The following is a 17,249-nucleotide window of genomic DNA, read 5'->3' on the forward strand; positions in this document are numbered from 1 at the left end:
TACCCCATGCTAATCTAGTTCGGTGCTCAGTGATTGTAATGTGGTAAACATCGCTTGAAGTTCAGTTGGGATTGCGTTTCTGCCTTTAATTTCCGCAGCTTCCGCAATTTCAAGCGCCATCCCCGGTTTGCTGTGATAGCGCAGCGCACGAGCAATGATTTCTTCATCGTCTAGCTCGATTTGTTTGTCGAGCGCAGCTTGATAATACGGATTGGGTGTGCCACGTGGTGCGGCGGCATTTTTAAAGGTATCAGCAAAACCGTTGTGCCAGAGGTAGTGTTCAATATCGCGTTGATTAAGCATCGTGATATGGCGTTGTTCGTCACGGTTGTTGAGTAAACGCTGTGCGCGTTGTTGATATTTGAGACCCGCTTCGTCGCCATCGCAAATAACGTGCCATTTAATCCCCAAATGATCGGCAAATTTAATCAGTGGTGCCAAACCGGCTTGGGCAAATTCAACACAGCGAATGCCTTCGAGCGGGAAATTAACCCCCGAAATCCGTGCCAATTCTGGAAACAACCAAAACTCAGTTTCACCTTCAACCAGCAGCCAGACGCGCGCAAACATACTGCTGGCTCGATTGCTGCGGATATGGAAGGCGACTTTGCGCGCATCGCTTAATGACAGCGCATTCGCGGCGAGCTGATAAACATGTACGTAATTGGGTTGGCGTACTAAACGGCGCAAGCCGCTTTGCATAAAGCTACCAAGTAAATCGCCGTTATTGGTCGTAATGATTTTTTGCAGCGTCAGTTGTTCGATTAAGCCCCAGATCATCGCCAGTTGAATCGGGTGTAAGTGCGTTTCTGGGTCTTCCATTACCAAAATTGGTTCGGCATCGGCGTGCATTGGGTTGTCGCCACGCGCGGTGAGCAGAGCACCGAGTAAGATCAGTAAAGTAACGCGCCGCAAACTCGAACCCGAGCGATTGGCGATATCAATCAAGCTGTCTTCATTGCGAAAATTGAGCGGCGCGGCGGCGATTTGTTCGGCTAAACGTTGCGGTGCCTTGCTTTGCAGAAATTGCGCTTGCTCTTCGAGCAGCGCTTGCATTGCGGCAAGGCCGGTGCTGAGCTCTTGCGGGTGTAATTGGTGCGGCAACGTTAAGATCCGTTCAAAAACTGCGCGTACCGCATCGCTGGCGGTGAGTTCAGGCTCTTCGGGGCGTAACTGAGTCGCGAGACGGGGGTGTTCGAGCCAATCAGTGAGTTGCATATCGCGAAAGCGCAGCACTGGATGGCGTTCAATTAACTGGGTGGCCAGTGCATCACTGTGCTCGTGATCGAGCTCTGCGCCGTCGCTGCCGACAAATAAACGCCGCGCGTGAATCTCGGTGTGACCAAAGCGCTCCGCTGCAAAACGTAGTGCCAGCATCGGCGTGCCGTTGTTATCAGGCCAGATTAAGCCGGAAAACGAATGCGCTTCGTCATCGCTGGCTTTAAAAAATAGCGTGATATTGAGGCGGCGCGCAATGCTGGCACGCGAATTATTGATACGGTGAAAGTCATCGTGCGTAAATAGATTTTCAATCGGAGTCGGGCTACCTAAGCAGCGACACAGTGCGTTGATGAGGCTGGTTTTGCCCCAGTTATTTTCGCCAAACAGTGCGGTGGCATTGGGATCAAGCGTTAAATCAATTTGGCTGATGCCGCGAAAATTGGTGATTTGCAATCGCACTAATTGCATGGTTTGAATCCCTCAATCAAGCAAGGGTTGCGGTGCGGCAACCCTTTGATGATTATTCGGTGGTCGGTGGATTGAGATAACGCTCAAACACAAAGCCAAAATCTTTCACGACGTATTTTTGCTGTGCGGCAGACAGCCAGCTAAAAGCGCTTTGGTTGATTTCTTTAAATGCCTCGACGACGGGCGTACCTCCGACTTGACCACGACCTAGCGTCGTGGCTGCCAATTGTAAGCTGGCCTTGGCATTGTCGTGCGCGACTTCATTTTCGTGCATGGTCTCGGCAATTTTTAGCAAAGATTTGTAGAGGTCTTTTAGCTCTTCGAGGTGTTTTTTATGCACGTCAATCGAAAACGCTTTGCTACCAAAGGTAAATTTGATTTCGATGTCCATGTCAACGGTGCCGGCGGTTTCGAGGTGCACGTCCGTAATCGGGTAAGCATGGTAGCTATAGCGATAGAGCATGCGTTTTTTGCTCATCGCACTGGTGCCGTCTAAATGAATCAGCGCTCGGTTGGTAAAGCAGTATTCATCGGTTTTCGACTTAATCAGGAAATAGATTTTTTCATGGTCTTCATGGAAAACATAATCATCACTATCGACTTTGTCGTAATCCTGCGGTTTAACGACTGAGCCAATGTCGCTAAGTCCTAATGCATCTGCTGCTAATTTGCCAAACATAGGAGCACCTCTTGTTCGTCAGTGGAGTGTCAATTATTGCACGGGAAGATGCAAATTGCAGCGTGCGGTTTAGCGTTGTTTTTGTAACCTGCGCTCGCTTTGTTTTTGCTCGTAAGCCGACTTATGTGCGATGTAAACGATGCGTTCCACTTCGGCACAAATATCTCCTTTTTGATTAATCAGTTGCAGCGGATAAGTGCGAGTAATTTCGGGCGTAATTGCTAAGAGCTGATGAATTTCAGTGAGCTCCGCCTCGTCGATTGTAAATTGCACGGTAAGCGTACTCAGTGCCGGGCGCTTAAAGCGTATCGTGCCACCTTTGTCCCAGACGACATAATCATCGCCCAGATTAAAATACAGCATGCTCATGTAAAACGGATCGGTCGCCGCAAACATGCTGCCGCCAAACAGACTGCCATTTAGATTGCGGGTTTTCCAATTGAGTGGCAGTTTGACCGTGATCTCACGCAGATCAGCGGAAATTTGGCTGACGCGGCAACCCGTGCGGCGAATTGCCGGATAGAAATTAAAGCCAGTCTTGAGCAAAAAACTCGCCAGCTTGGGGCGGGCGAGTATGCTAAATACAAATTTTCTAAATAAGGGCGACATAATTAACCCTGTTGGGTATGTGAATGTAGCTTTTTATCGGTAATGCTTAGCGATAGATACCCGTTAAAACCCGTAATCTCTTTCGACTTTACTAATCCGAACTTTAAACGCTTGGTACCATGTTTCGCGCCCCATTTGCTGGGCCAACAGATGCTCACTATGTGCTTTCCAGTTTTTGATTGCCGCTAAATCTTGCCAATAAGAAACGGTGATGCCCAGTGCTTGACGCGCTGATTCTGCACCTAAAAACCCAGGCTGAGTTTGGGCGAGTTCAACCATTCTGGCCGCCATTTCGCCATAGCCTTGATCGATATCAGTACGAATCGACGTAAAGATGACTGCGTAGTAGGGCGGTGGTGGCGTGTTGGCGAGCATGGCAATCCTCCGTTTTGTTATTGAAAAAGCGTTTTTTAAAGCAGACTTTAATCTTCTTCCCCTAAAAAGCCACCGCTTTGATGCGCCCAGAGTCGTGCATACAAGCCGTTGTGTTCGAGTAGCTTTTGGTGGCTGCCTTGCTCGACGATTTTGCCTTGATCGAGCACGATTAGCCTATCCATTGCGGCAATCGTTGACAGTCGATGCGCAATCGCAATCACGGTTTTGCCTTCCATCAAGCGATAGAGGCTGGTTTGAATGGCGGCTTCGACTTCTGAATCGAGTGCACTGGTCGCTTCGTCGAGTAATAAAATCGGTGCGTCTTTGAGCATGACGCGAGCAATTGCAATCCGTTGCCGTTGTCCTCCGGAGAGTTTGACGCCGCGTTCACCGACATGCGCGTCGTAACCAGTACGGCCAGCAGGGTCGCTCAGCGTCAAAATAAACTCATGTGCTTCGGCGCGTTGGGCTGCGGCGATCATGTCAGCGTCGCTGGCGTCGGGGCGGCCATAAAGGATATTTTCACGAACCGAGCGATGCAGCAGTGATGTATCCTGCGTCACCATGCCGATATGAGAGCGTAAGCTTTCTTGTTGAACGTGGGCGATATTCTGGCCATCAATCAAAATTTCGCCGGCGTTGATGTCATAAAATCGCAGCAGTAAATTGACGATAGTCGATTTGCCCGCGCCAGAACGCCCCACCAAGCCAATTTTTTCGCCCGCTTGAATTTGAAGAGACAATTGATTCAGCAGTAGACGGTCACTGTCGTAGCCAAAATCAACCTGATTAAATTGCACCATGCCGCGCGGCACATCAATGACCGGCGCGTTGGGGGCATCGAGCACTTGGTGTGGGGTGGTCAGCGTGTTGATCCCATCTTGCACGGTGCCGATGTGTTCAAATAAGGCGGCGATTTCCCACATAATCCATTGTGACATGCCGTTTAAACGCATCGCCATTGCGAGGGATGCGGCGACCGCACCAGCGGTGACTTGCCCTAGGCTCCATAAATGCAGCGCAGTCGCGGCACTGCCCAAAATCAGCAAGATACTGAGTGTGTGGTTGACCACCTCAAAGCCGCTGACTAAGCGCATTTGACCGTTGACGGTATGCATAAATTCTTGCATTGCCGAGCGGGCAAATGCAGCCTCGCGCCGACCGTGTGAGAATAACTTCACCGTAGCGATATTGGTGTAGGCGTCAGTAATTCGCCCGGTCATTAGTGAGCGTGCGTCAGCTTGATTTTGCGCCGCTTTACCAAGACGCGGCACGAAATAACACATCGCTGCGATATACAGCAGCATCCACGCGAGTAGCGGTGTTAGTAGCCAGAGATCAAAACTACCGGCAACGGCGAGCATGGTAAAAAAGTAAATGGCGACAAACACCATGATGTCAGTCACGATAAACACGACTTCGCGCACTGCCAATGCTGTTTGCATGACCTTGGCCGAGACGCGGCCAGCAAATTCATCTTGATAAAAACTCATGCTTTGCGCCAGCATTTGGCGATGGAAATTCCAGCGCAGCAGCATAGGAAAATTCCCCGCTAGAGCCTGATGCTTGAGCAGTGTTTGCAGCCCAACTACGACGGGGCTTAGTAGCAAAACTGCGGTAATAAGGTAAAGCTTGGGTTTTTCTTGTTCCCAAAATTGGCTGGGTTCAATATGCCCCAGCCAGTCGACTAAATGCCCGAGTAAACTATACAAAATGGCTTCAAATGAGCCGATCAAGGCCGTACACACCATCATGCCGAAAATCAGCGGACGCAAGCCTTTGGTGCAACGCCAAATGAATGAGCTGCAATTGTGCGATTGAGGTTTGCTTTCTTGTTCTGGGTAAGGGTGAACAAGGCTTTCAAAAAGACGAAACACAGCTTGTTTTCCTTTCAATAATTAGCGCTTGATTGTACAGAAGGGCGATGGCTAAGTGACAGTGAATTATTGCGGCGAATGAATGATTTGGCATCTTGACCGTTCGTACATCTATACTTGGGTTAGTCGTTTGTTTGTAAGGAAACGATGTTAAAATCCAAAAGATTTATTTGGCATTATTTTAAACAAGCAAATTAATAGGATTTGAGCTTATTTCATGGCAGCTACCAAAATGGATCGCAACGATTTACTAATTGCAACGCGCTCTGTATTTCTTTCTGAATTTAATCACAGAATTGCTCCCGTGTTGGAGCACGCCTTGGCACAGTTATTTAGTAAAGCGGATCGAGCTAGCTCTATGGTTGAGCAGCGCCAGTTTTTGGAAGCACGTCAGTTTGTGATGAGTCATAGCGCTGTGCTTGAGCAACATTTAGTCAAGACGATAGAGCAGCTGGTTCATCGTAGTTTTCAAACCGCCTACAGCAATTTTCGACCTTCTTTTTTTGATGGGATTGGCGCGGCAGGTTTGTCGCTGGTGGAGTCAGCATCGTTTGAAGAAGAATTGCATATTGATCAAATTACCGTTCGTTTTCGTCAAGAGGCAGAAGAATCGATTCGAGATTTAAATATTCGAATCGCTCTATTGTTTGAGCAAGACGTGATTAAAGAACGTGAAAATCCTTTTCGTACCTATGTAATTTCGCGCGCATTTGCGACGGCCTTAGAAGAAACCGTTGAAGATCACGCTTTGTTTCCCGTATTGCTTGGGCAGTTCACTGAATCAATGTGCCCCCACATCGCCCCCATGTATGAAGCGCTGAATAGTTTACTGGCGAGCCATGGTATTGCGGCGCAATTGCAGTTGAAAGTAAGAAAACAGCCTGATTTGTCTCAGTTCAGCCAGCGGATGGAGGCGAGTGAGCCGCAATTGGAAGGCGGATTGGTCGATGGCGCAGCCAATCTGAATCAGCATTCAGACGCAACTGAGTTTGCGCCAGATTTATTCTCACACTATGCGCAGTATACTGCGCCGTCTGCACGCTCCGATGGCTCTTTTTCGCAAAGAATGCATCGTTCAGAAGATCAGTTGCTCGATTATGTGCAGTCGATCGGTGCTGGCGTGGCCAGTGATCGAGCTGTGGAACGTGATTTAGGCCATTCAGCTGTGGCAGGGGCGCCTGACGTTGCGCGAGGGGCGACGAAATCGTGGCTCAATGATGTCAAAAACGCAGGGCGCTCATTAAAGCATTTCTTTACTGGCAATAGTATGTCAAAAATGGGCGCGGTTGATGCGCCATTTGATAGTGAGCCAGTGCCTCATCCAATCCGCCAAGTGAGCGCACCTTTAGCGCATTCGGTTCACAATTTATTGCAAATTTCAACGCCCAGCACTGAAGGGATGTGGGGCGAAGACGGCAAGATTCGCAATTTGATTCTGGAGCAGCGTCAGCAATTGAATGAGGTTGCTGCGGATGTTGATGAATCGATGACGATTGATGTCGTCGCGATGCTGTTTGAGTTTATTTTGCGCGATGCCAAAGTCCCCGCCGAGGTGCGCGCTCAGTTGGGGCGATTGCAATTTTTAGTACTCAAAATTGCATTGCAAGACCCGAATTTATTTGCCAGAAAAACGCATCCTGCGCGAATGTTGGTGAATCGAATCGGCTCCATCTCGTTGAGCATGCAGCAAAATAGCGATAGCGCTAAGCGAGTGAATGCGGAAATCTGCCGGATTGTGGCGATTATTTTGGCCGATGAAACCGAAGATCTGCATTTATTCACGCTGATGCTCGATGAATTGGATGCTTGGGTTGCCAATGAGTTAGCGCACTGTGAAAAAATGGCCAGTACGGCGGCTCAGGTTCTCGACACGGCAAAACAGCGCACTTTGCACTTTGCTCGTATTACCGCGATGATTTCAGATGCCTTGTCGCCCTATACGATTGAGCCGTATTTGCACGATTTTCTGGTGACGAGTTGGGCGAGGGCGATTGAGTTGGCCGGGCGGGAAAACCCCGCGAAAGAGCAGCGTTATCGTTTGGTGGTGCCCGATTTGATTTGGAGTTTAGCGCCGAAAGTTGATCGTGAAGAATGCAAAATTTTGCTGGGTTTGATCCCCAGTATGGTGTCAACCCTGCGCGAAGGCGTATTCAGTTTGCAATGGCAGCCAGAGCAAATTCAGGAACTCAATTCGCACTTGGTTGATGCGCACCGTTTGGCGATGCGCGCTGGAGCCGCAGATTTGAGCGCGCCGCCGCCGCCACTGTCGATGATTCATGAAGAATTTCGCGATTTTATGCTAGCGGCGTATACCGATAAGCCATCGGAGCTTGAGGACAGAGCGCCGTTAAATCCGATCTTTATTGAAGAAGCCATCGGCGCTTTAGAAAATAAGCTGAATTTGATCGATCAAATCATCGAAGCCGAGTTGGGCTTAGAAACACCAGCGGAAGTCTTACAACAAAGCGCGAATGATAATTCAGCGTTTGTGCAGCAATTGGCAAATGGCGTTGGTGTTGAAATTAATATTAACGGCACGCCACAAGTGGCACAGTTAAGCTGGACTCAGGCTAATCAAAACGCGATTGTTTTATTGGTAGAAGGGCATGAAGAGCCATCGGTGCTCAGTTTACGTGCTTTTCGCCGTTTGTTTGCCCGCGACCGCGTTCGCTTTTTGGAAGAGTCGCAACTGTTTGATCGCGCGATGGTTGATTTATTGCGCTCAGCGGATGATTTGGTGCAAAGAGAAACCGTTGCGGCCTAATTTTCAATAGGGTATTGCTTTAAGGTTATTTTTTAGTAAAGGCTTTAATGATATACCCCGTAGATATTGCTTGCCTGAAGGCGTTTTTTTATTCAGTGTATTCAGCGCCACAGCATGCAGCGCCTATTCGGGTGCTGTATTGTCTGCAGTTGGAATTGAATTGATTCCTACAATGTAAGTCAGTTTAGAGGGTAGAATAAGCGACGCCATTTATTTCGGTTTTCGCATGTCTAGTCGCCTCAATATCTATCAGTCCAATCGCCTCGAAAATCTGTTTGAATTGCTGCAAGCCTTGTACGGCGTTGCGCTGAGTGATCCGTTTGCTAGTGAGAAAATCATCGTCTCTAGCAAAGGGATGGAGCGCTGGCTGCGTTTCAAGCTCGCGGATCGCGTCGGTATTTGTGCAGGGATTGATTTTCAGTTGCCAGCGAGTTTTGTGTGGTCCTTACTGAAAGACGCGATGCCGCATTTGCAAGCCGAGTCACCCTACAGTTCTAGCCCTTTAGCGTGGCGATTGTTTGGTTTATTGCCTCATTCCCAAGCACAACATGCCAGCCCGATTGTGGCGGCGTATTTACGCGAAGGGGATGCGCGGCGCCGCATGGCTTTGGCAGGGAAACTCGCCGATGTATTCGATCAATATCTGGTGTTTCGCAGCGATTGGATTGCCGCTTGGGAAGCGGGGCATTTATTGGATTTAGGCCCCGATGAAGCTTGGCAGGCGACGCTTTGGCGTGAAGTGCGTGCCAGTATTGATGCTGACTATTCTGCAGCTGAAGTTCCGCATCGTGCGGATATGTTTGTGCGATTGTTTCAGCAATGGCAATTGTCTGGTCCCAGCCGTTTGCCCGAGCGAATTACTGTTTTTGGCGTTGCCGGGATGCCGCCAGCGTATATCGATGTATTGGGCGCATTGTCTGAGCATATCGATGTTAATTTGTTTTTACTCAACCCCTGTCGCGAAGAATGGGGTGCGATTGTTAGCCCAAAAACGAAAGCGTTGCGCGAGGCCAAGCAGCCGCAAGAATCACTCTATTTAGACATTGGTCACCCGCTGTTGGCGTCTATGGGTAAGGCGGGGCGGGATTTCTTTCGTGCGGTAACCGAAGCATTTCCGTGGACGGGCGGTGGCGAGCAATGGTTGTTTACCGACCCACTAGAGGGCAATCCTAATCCGAGCTTATTGCAAATGCTGCAATCGGATGTGCTTAATCTATTTAACCGCGATGCGGGCAGCGCCCAAGTGATCGCTAAAAACGATCAATCGCTGACCTTTCACAACGCGCACAGTGCGATGCGTGAAGTGGAGATTTTGCACGATCAACTGACCGCGATGCTGGTGGCCGATGACACTTTACTCGCCTCGGAAATCGCCGTACTGCTGCCCGATATGGGGCCGTACGCGCCGCTCATTGAAGCGGTGTTTGGCGGTGCAAAAGCATCGGGTGCGCCAAATATTCCATTTAATATTGCGGATTTAACAACGCAACAAGAATGCCCTGCGGTCGATGTATTGCTCAATTTGCTCAAGCTGCCTGAAAGTCGCTGCAAGGCGGATGAGGTGTATAGCTTGCTCGAAACGCCACAAGTTGCTGCGCGTTTTGGTATTCAAACGACTGATTTAGTCACCCTCAGGCATTGGATTGAATCGGCCAATATCCGCTGGGGCTTGGATGCCGCGCATCGGGCCGAATTTGATTTGGCCGATATGGGAGCGACCAATACCTGGCAAGCGGGCTTGGATCGCTTATTACTGGGCGTGGCTTTGCCCAATGCTTTGGCGGGCGATGCGATCCCGTTGTGGGGCGAAGGTGCAGATGCGATTGCGCCATGGGATGATTTAGAAGGCTCGCAAGCGGCTTTGTTGGCGAAGTTGCTGTCATTGATTGCCGCACTGAAATTCTGGCGCACCGAGTTGCAGCGCGAGCGCACTTTGGCTCAGTGGCGCGATGCTGCTTTGCAAGTGCTGGATGCCTTCATTTTGTTTGATGAGCAAGACGATGTTGAATTAAAACTGGCTGAAGTCATTCGCAGTACTTTGGCGACGCTCGCCGATGAGGCTGAGCTGGCTGGTTTTACAGAAACCGCACCGCGCGAGGTGATTGTTGATTGGCTGAGCCGTCATTTTGAAAACTCCAGCCGTGGCTCTGGCTTTATGTCACGGGGCGTCACGTTTTGCACAATGGTGCCGATGCGCGGTTTACCGTTTCGGGTGATCGCTGTGCTGGGCTTAAACGAATCCGATTTTCCGCGTAATCCACCGACGGCTGGCTTTGATTTGATCGTGCAAAAACCTTTGCTCGGTGATCGCTCGCGGCGATTGGATGATCGCTATTTATTCCTCGATATTATTTTAGCGGCAAGAGAAAAACTGTACCTATCGTGGGTGGGGCGCAGTTTGAAAGACGATGCGCATTTTCCTCCTTCGGTTTTGGTGAGCGATGTGCTTGACTGCATCGCACAGGGCTTTTTGCTGGAAGGGGATTTGGACGCGTCGCTCGAAGTGCGCCGCGAAAACCTATTAAAACACCTAATTGTAGAGTATCCATTGCAGCCCTTTAGCCAGCAATGTTTTGCTAGCGATACACGTGTGCAGTCATTTAATCCATTGTGGCAAGCGGCGGCACTCAAGATTGCGACGGCAGCAGCAAATGATCCGGTGGCAGCGGTTAGCTATCCACCTTATTCCTTACCCAGCGAATTACGCTTAGAGGAATTGGCGCAATGTTTGGCTAAACCGGCAGCGTATTTCTTACACCACCGCGCGCATTTGCATCTGAAAGAAGCGGATGGGCACTTGCTCGACGATGAAGCGTTTGATTTGAGTGATTTCCGTGACGTGCGGATTCGCGAGTTGGGCTTGCAGTATGGTTATCAGGCGCTTGATTTAGCTTTTGCACGAGGTGATACCCCACTGGGTATGCCGGGGCAATTGTTGGTTAAAGAGCAATTGCACGTAGCCAATCAGTTGCGGGAGGCCTTGCCGCGCTATCGGCGTGGCGAGGCTTTTCCGCCACAGGTGGTTGATATTGCCTTGCCCCAGCTTCGGGTCACCGGCTGGTTGGACGAATGTTTTGTGCGTGGTCGAATTGTGGTGAAAAGCCAAATTTATCCACGCGATGTATTTCGGGCATGGGTTGAGCATTTGGCTTTGTGCGTCATGCAGCCAGCGGGCATGGTACTCAATACGCGTTGGCTGTCGCCAGAGCGGGTATTTATTTTTGCGCCACTCACTGCTGCAGATGCTGCAGCTCATTTGAGCGAAGTCGTGGCTTTGTATGAAGCGGCGATGTGTGCTCCGCTGCCGTTTTTCCCGCATGCTGCCTTGGCGTGGGGCAAAGCTGAAAATGGAGAAGAGCGCTGGAAAGACGCCATGGGGCGCTGGTTACCGAGTTTTAGTGCCAAGACTCAAAGTATGACGCCTGGCGAATGGGGTGAGGTGCAAAATCAACTGTTGTGGCCGGAAGATCCGTTGGAGGAAGGGCGTGCAGAGCGCGATGTATTTGTCGCATGGGCCGAGCGCATTGTGCTGCCGATGCTGGCTGCTGTGATCGATCATGATTTAAGCCGTGATATGGCATTGCTCGATGGAGAAAACCATGAGTGAAGTTCAACATCTGCATACGCAATATGCGCTACTCTTGGTGCATGATGTACCGCTCGCTGGCCGTAACTTAATAGAAGCTTCCGCAGGAACAGGCAAAACTTTCAATATCACGGGCTTATATGCACGCTTGGTTTTGGGGGCGAGTATTGCGCCGGGAGCACCATCCTATAACGCTCAGAAGGGATTACTCCCCGAGCAAATTTTAGTCGTGACGTTTACCAAGGCTGCAACTGCCGAATTGAAAGACCGAATTCGTTTGCGCCTCGCGCAATTGACGCAAACCTTTGTTGAGCAAGCACCCGTGATTGTGAACGGTGCTGCGGAGCCGTTTTGTGCCGATGTGTGGTCGCGCGTCATTGATGAGCAGCTTGATCCCGCGCCGCTGTTGGCGCAATTGCGTTTGGCTTTGGCGACGCTCGATTGTGCTGCGATTTCAACAATTCACAGTTTTTGTCAGCGACTACTGACCGAGCAAGCGTTTGAGGCTGGCTTTGATTTTGATCGTAGTTTGCTGGAGGATGAAAGTGAATTACTGACTGAAATCACACAGGATTTCTGGCGCTCTCAGCTTTATCACGCTGATCCGGCGTGGGTCGCGTATTTGCGCAGTAAAAAAATCAGCGTTGACTCTTTGTTGCAACGTGCCGCGCTGAGTAAAAGCCGCAATCCGTCCGATTTCTTGCCGCTTCCTCCCTTACCATCGGATGAATATCTCCAAGCGCAAGCACAGCGATACGCTCAGTTGTGGTCTGAATGTCAAAAATGCTGGGATCAAGCAGAAATCAGTGCCTTGTTGCTCAATGCATTGGCGGGAGGGATTTTCTCTGGCACTTACCGGCTGACCGTTGAGAAATGGCAGGATTGCTTGGCTCAGGCTAATCGCTTGCTGCTATCGAGTACGCCTAGTGTGGGGCTATTTAAGGAATGGGACAAACTGACCCAAAGCCATTTAGAAAAAATGGTGAAGAAAGATTTTAAGTCGGTCGTACCAAAGCATAAATTTTTTGTCGCCGCTGAGCAGCTTTTTTTGAACGCGCAGAGTATGGCTGCTGATTTCGATTTGCGCTTAAAACACTGGTTGCTGCAGTTTGGCGACTTTGTGCGCGAGCAATTGGCGCAACGCAAAGCCAAAGCGGGGCAAATGTCGTTTGATGACAGCATCACCGCTTTGGCGCAAGCCTTACAAAATCCAGTTCGGGCGCAAAACCTAGCCGACAAGGTCAGTCAAAAATACCAAGCGGCCTTGGTCGATGAGTTTCAAGATACCGATCCGGTGCAATTTGCGATTATTGATCGCTTGTTTGGGCAGGTTTTAAGTGATGGCACGCTCCCGCCGTTTTTTATGGTGGGCGACCCGAAACAGGCAATTTACGCGTTTCGCGGTGCGGATGTATACGCGTATTTGGGCGCTCGCGCACAAGCGGATGCTTGTTACTCGATTGATACCAACTTTCGCTCTGATGCGCCGATTGTGCAGTTTGTGAATGCCTTATTTGCGCCCAAAGACGCTTTTGTTGAAAGCAAAATCACGCATCCAACGATCAACCCCAAGCATAGCGGTGCGTCGAAATTGCGCTGTGCCGATGCACGAGGCTCGGTACATGCCTTTGTGTTTGACGGCGGTAATCCAGAAAATGCCGAAAAAATGCTGTTTGCTGCCACAGCGGATGAAATCGCTGCGCTACTGAATGCGGCCAATGACGGTAAGGCCAGCTTGGGTGAACGAGCACTGAGCCCGCGGGATATTGCCGTTTTAGTGCCCAGTCACCGACAAGCCAATGAGATGCGCAAGGCGCTCCTCAAACGCGGTATCGCCGCCGTGATGCAAACGCGGGAAAGCGTGTTTGCTTCTAGTGAAGCACAAGGTCTATGCGCGGTGTTGGCGGCGATTGAGGCCCCTGCGCAGACTGGATTATTGCGCAAAGCCTTAGTGAGTTCGGTAATGGGCTTGAGCGTGGCGCAATTAATGGCGCTGCAATTGGATGATGCAGCGTGGCAACGTGAAGTGGAAAACCTGCAAACGTGGCGAGATGAGTGGCGAAAATTTGGCTTTATGGCGATGTTTCGGCGTTGGTTAGTCGAGGCGGACATTAGCAGCCGAGTTTTGCAATTTGCCGATGGTGAGCGCCGCCTGACTAATTTATTGCATGTGGCGGAATTGATTCAAAACGAATCGCGCGCTCGGCCTAGCCCGGCGCTCTTGCTGGCCTGGTTGAGCCGCCAAGTCGCAGAGCCAAACCAGAGTTCAGAAAGCCAGCAAATGCGCTTGGAAAGTGATGCCGATCGAGTGCGTTTGGTGACGATTCATGCGTCCAAAGGTTTGGAATATCCGGTGGTGTTTTGCCCATTTGCATGGAAGGGCAAGAAGGCCTTGCTCCGAGATACCGATATGTTGGCATTTCACGATCCGGATAATGGGCATGTATTGAAAATCGATGTCGGAACGAGTGAGCTTGAAGCGCATAAAGCGCAGGCAGAGCATGAAGCCTATGCCGAAGCAGTACGTTTGCTCTATGTCGCAGTGACGCGCGCCAAGCATCGTTTGTACTTGGCTTTTCCTGCTTTGGATAAAGCCTCACCGGTCGTCAAAAACGCACCGCTGACGCAATTGTTGCGCGATGAGGCTGGCGTGTCTTTCCGTAGCCAGCTGAAAGACTTGGGTATCGCACAAATCACCGCCGCTTTTGTGCGCTTGGGGCAATCAATGTCTGCGCCGTTGACGGTGAGTGATTTGCCAGCATCGCAGCATTATCAAGGGCAACTCAGTAGCAGTGCCGATTTGCAACTTGGCCGATTGTCGCCACGCTTTGCGCAAGCGCCGTGGAGTTTGGCGGCGCAATGGCGTTTGGCAAGTTTTACTTCGCTAACGCGTGCGTATGGCGCGAACGAAGCGCTGGCCGAGGTCGGCGCTGATCACGATGCACACACGACGCTGCCCAATTTGCAGGATGCCGCGACTGTCGATCAGATGCGCTTTAGTTTTGCGCGTGGCAGTAAGGCCGGTACGACCTTGCATGCCGTGCTAGAAACAGAGGATTTTAGTCGTGGTGATGCAGCGTTGCTGGCCTCGAACGTTGAAAAACAAATGCTCAAATCCGGTTTGCCGCTGAGTGACACGACTGCTAGTGAAACGGCCGAATGGTTGCTCGATGTGCTGGCTGCGCCGATTGAATTGCGGACTGAGTTAGAGCAGGGTACATCGAAGGGCGTGTTGCAACTGAATCAATTAAGCACGCGGCAAAGACTGAATGAATGGCAGTTTTTGCTCGGCTGCAAATCGATTGATGTCGCGGCGTTTTGCCGTGTGTTGGCCAAGCCCGAATTTAATGTCGAGCCGAGTTTTATCGCTGCCGCGCAGCGTTTAAAACCGGAGATATTTGCCGGTTATTTGAATGGTTTTGTCGATTTGGTGTTCTTTTGGCAAGGGCAATACTTTATCGCTGATTATAAATCGAACCATTTGGGTGATGATTTGGGGTGTTACGCACCCGAGCAATTGATCGACGTGATCAGCGATTCGCACTACTACTTGCAGTATTTGCTGTATGTCTGCGCTTGGCATCGGCATATGCAAGCGCGGCTGGGCGCGGCCTACGATTATCAGCGAGATTTTGGTGGAGTCTTGTATTTATTTATTCGGGGTATGTCGTCAAAATCAATAAATTGCGGTGTTTTCCAGGATATACCTAGCTTGGAGTTGATTGAGGCCTTAAATGCAACACTGGGATTAGGAGCTGAACAATGAGCGATATATTAGCAGTTTCAGCCCCCGTGATTGATTTTTCTAGTGCCTTAGTGCAATTGCTACATCGGAAAAATCCTGACGCGCCCGCTGATTTATTTGGTTTGGCGGGGGAATTGGCTAAAGCGTCCGAGCGCGGCGATGTATGTGTGGCGATTCCTGCAGCGACGAACCTTGCTGCGTGGTTGGATAGTGGTTTAGTCGGCGAGGCAGGGAGTTTTACCCCTTTGATTGCGTCGCAACAACGGTTGTATCTGGCGCGCTACCATCAGTATGAGTCGCGTCTTGCGGAGCAATTATTGGCGCTGGCAGCAGATCAGGTGGCTGTGCCGGATGAAGCAGAGATCAAAATGCAGCTGGCGGCCTTGTTTGCGACCAGTAAAGAAAACCCAGATTGGCAGCAAGTCGCCGTTGCTGCGGCGCTGCATCAGCGTTTGACGGTGATCAGTGGCGGCCCCGGCACGGGTAAAACCACGACTTTGGTGAAGTTGCTGGCTTTGCTGCAAATGACGGCTACGGCACCGTTGCAGATTGGATTGGCTGCGCCGACGGGCAAAGCCGCGATGCGGATGCAAGAAGCCATCGGCAAAGGGAAAGCAGAGTTATTGGCCAACGGCGTTTTATCGAGCGATGTCGCTGCGTGCATTCCGGATACTGCAGTGACTTTGCATCGTTTGCTCGGTAGTCGCTTTAACTCAGTGCAATTTAAACATACCGCTACGCAGCCTCTGGTGCTGGATGTGCTGGTGCTGGATGAAGCATCGATGATTGATTTGGCGTTGATGAGTAAATTGGTCGATGCGCTCCCTCCGCATGGGCGTTTGATTTTGCTCGGTGATAAAGATCAATTGTCGTCGGTCGAGGCGGGTGCTGTGATGGGCGATGTCTGTGCTGGGGCTGGCCTGTCACCACAATTTGCCGCGCAGTTGTCGCGCATTACCGGACAAAACATCACGGCTGGTTTTTCAGAGTCGCGCCTTGGTGATCATGTGATGACTTTGCACAAAAGCTATCGATTTTCGGGCGTGATTGGCGAATTGGCGCGAGCAATCAATCGAGGGGAATTGCGCAAGCTTAGCGAGCTGCTTGCCAGCAGTAGTCCTGCTGAGAGCACACCACTAACGTGGTACAACGGCAATCCGGCTCAGCAAGACCTGATTGCACCGATTATGCAAGGCTTTGACGCGTATTTTGCAGCCCTTGCTCGCAAGGCCGATGCCAATGAAACATTCAAAGCTTTTGATGCATTTCGGGTATTAAGCCCTATTCGTAACGGCGCCGCCAGTGTGTCGCGGGTGAATGCCGTGATTGAAGCGCAGTTGGTCAAGCGAGGTTGGCGCAGTAGCGATCAAGTTTGGTATACCGGCAGGCCTGTGCTAGTGCCACAAAACCTATATGACTTAGAACTATACAACGGTGATATTGGCCTGACTTTGCCTGATGAGACTGGCAAGTTGTGGGTGTATTTTCCGGCTGCAGAGGGCGGTACGCGCGCGATTGCGCCAGCGCGCTTGCCTGCGGTGGAAACGGCGTTTGCGATGACGGTGCATAAATCGCAAGGTTCTGAGTTTGGCCATGTTTTATTGCTATTACCGAGCCCAGCTGACGGCGCAGGCAGTTTGCTGAGTCGTGAATTGGTGTACACCGCGATTACCCGAGCGCGAAACAAAGTCAGTTTGTGGGGAGAAGAATCGGTGATTGCCAGCGCCAGCCGCAAAGGAGTGGTGCGACAATCGGGTTTGGCGCAGCGCTTGCAGCTTGGCTAGCGCTGCTTGTGAAATCACTTTGGGGAAGGCACTGAACTCTCGCCTATGTGCTGTTGAGGCGAGTCGGGGGGAGAGGCTGTACTTGTGGGGATTTCGCTGTACGTTTCTGGAATGAATTGATTCGGCGTTATACCCTCATTG

The 17,249-nt window shown here is 50.7% G+C and carries 9 protein-coding genes; 4 read left to right on the forward strand and 5 right to left on the reverse strand.

Translation table 11 applies throughout. The annotated features are described in order from the left end of the window. Positions 1 to 9: 9 nt before the first annotated feature. From GM173_RS02250 to GM173_RS02270, 5 genes are all read right to left on the reverse strand, one after another. Positions 10 to 1,689 (reverse strand): DUF2813 domain-containing protein, encoded by a 1,680-nt coding sequence (locus GM173_RS02250; RefSeq protein WP_203569697.1) that lies wholly within the window; start codon positions 1,687 to 1,689, stop codon positions 10 to 12. A 52-nt stretch (positions 1,690 to 1,741) separates the two neighbouring features. Next, positions 1,742 to 2,368 carry a PH domain-containing protein gene (locus GM173_RS02255; protein WP_203569698.1) on the reverse strand — a complete coding sequence of 209 codons (627 nt, stop codon included), beginning with the start codon at positions 2,366 to 2,368 and terminating at the stop codon, positions 1,742 to 1,744. 69 nt (positions 2,369 to 2,437) lie between these two features. Further along, a complete protein-coding gene (locus GM173_RS02260; protein WP_203569699.1) occupies positions 2,438 to 2,977 on the reverse strand; it encodes a DUF4442 domain-containing protein in 540 nt (179 codons plus the stop codon). Positions 2,978 to 3,040: 63 nt separating this feature from the next. Next, a complete protein-coding gene (locus tag GM173_RS02265) occupies positions 3,041 to 3,352 on the reverse strand; it encodes an antibiotic biosynthesis monooxygenase family protein (RefSeq protein WP_203569700.1) in 312 nt (103 codons plus the stop codon). A 47-nt stretch (positions 3,353 to 3,399) separates the two neighbouring features. Beyond that, on the reverse strand, positions 3,400 to 5,229 hold the full coding sequence (locus tag GM173_RS02270; protein ID WP_203569701.1) for an ABC transporter ATP-binding protein: 1,830 nt from the start codon (positions 5,227 to 5,229) through the stop codon (positions 3,400 to 3,402). Between the two features lie 217 nt (positions 5,230 to 5,446). On the opposite strand from GM173_RS02270, the gene GM173_RS02275 reads away from it, so the two are divergent. The 4 genes from GM173_RS02275 (at position 5,447) to recD (ending at position 17,108) form a co-directional block, all read left to right on the forward strand. After that, complete coding sequence (locus tag GM173_RS02275; protein ID WP_203569702.1) at positions 5,447 to 7,993, forward strand: DUF1631 family protein; 2,547 nt, start codon at positions 5,447 to 5,449, stop codon at positions 7,991 to 7,993. Positions 7,994 to 8,219: 226 nt separating this feature from the next. After that, on the forward strand, positions 8,220 to 11,600 hold the full coding sequence (recC, locus tag GM173_RS02280; RefSeq protein ID WP_203569703.1) for an exodeoxyribonuclease V subunit gamma: 3,381 nt from the start codon (positions 8,220 to 8,222) through the stop codon (positions 11,598 to 11,600). Then, a complete protein-coding gene (gene recB / locus GM173_RS02285; RefSeq protein ID WP_203569704.1) occupies positions 11,593 to 15,345 on the forward strand; it encodes an exodeoxyribonuclease V subunit beta in 3,753 nt (1,250 codons plus the stop codon). The genes recC and recB overlap by 8 nt, the downstream gene beginning before the upstream one ends. Then, entirely contained in the window at positions 15,342 to 17,108 is a 1,767-nt protein-coding gene (gene recD / locus GM173_RS02290; RefSeq protein WP_203569705.1) for an exodeoxyribonuclease V subunit alpha, read from the forward strand. The genes recB and recD overlap by 4 nt, the downstream gene beginning before the upstream one ends. Positions 17,109 to 17,249: the final 141 nt, after the last annotated feature.

This window comes from Deefgea chitinilytica, from assembly GCF_016881405.1.
Taxonomy (GTDB): Bacteria; Pseudomonadota; Gammaproteobacteria; order Burkholderiales; family Chitinibacteraceae; genus Deefgea; species Deefgea chitinilytica.

Excerpts from the sequence above, each read along its gene's own strand:
- recC (WP_203569703.1), top strand. The coding sequence starts at position 8,220 with ATGTCTAGTCGCCTCAATATCTATCAGTCCAATCGCCTCGAAAATCTG.
- recB (WP_203569704.1), top strand. The coding sequence starts at position 11,593 with ATGAGTGAAGTTCAACATCTGCATACGCAATATGCGCTACTCTTGGTG.
- GM173_RS02265 (WP_203569700.1), bottom strand. The coding sequence starts at position 3,352 with ATGCTCGCCAACACGCCACCACCGCCCTACTACGCAGTCATCTTTACG.
- GM173_RS02255 (WP_203569698.1), bottom strand. The coding sequence starts at position 2,368 with ATGTTTGGCAAATTAGCAGCAGATGCATTAGGACTTAGCGACATTGGC.
- GM173_RS02275 (WP_203569702.1), top strand. The coding sequence starts at position 5,447 with ATGGCAGCTACCAAAATGGATCGCAACGATTTACTAATTGCAACGCGC.
- GM173_RS02260 (WP_203569699.1), bottom strand. The coding sequence starts at position 2,977 with ATGTCGCCCTTATTTAGAAAATTTGTATTTAGCATACTCGCCCGCCCC.
- GM173_RS02250 (WP_203569697.1), bottom strand. The coding sequence starts at position 1,689 with ATGCAATTAGTGCGATTGCAAATCACCAATTTTCGCGGCATCAGCCAA.
- recD (WP_203569705.1), top strand. The coding sequence starts at position 15,342 with ATGAGCGATATATTAGCAGTTTCAGCCCCCGTGATTGATTTTTCTAGT.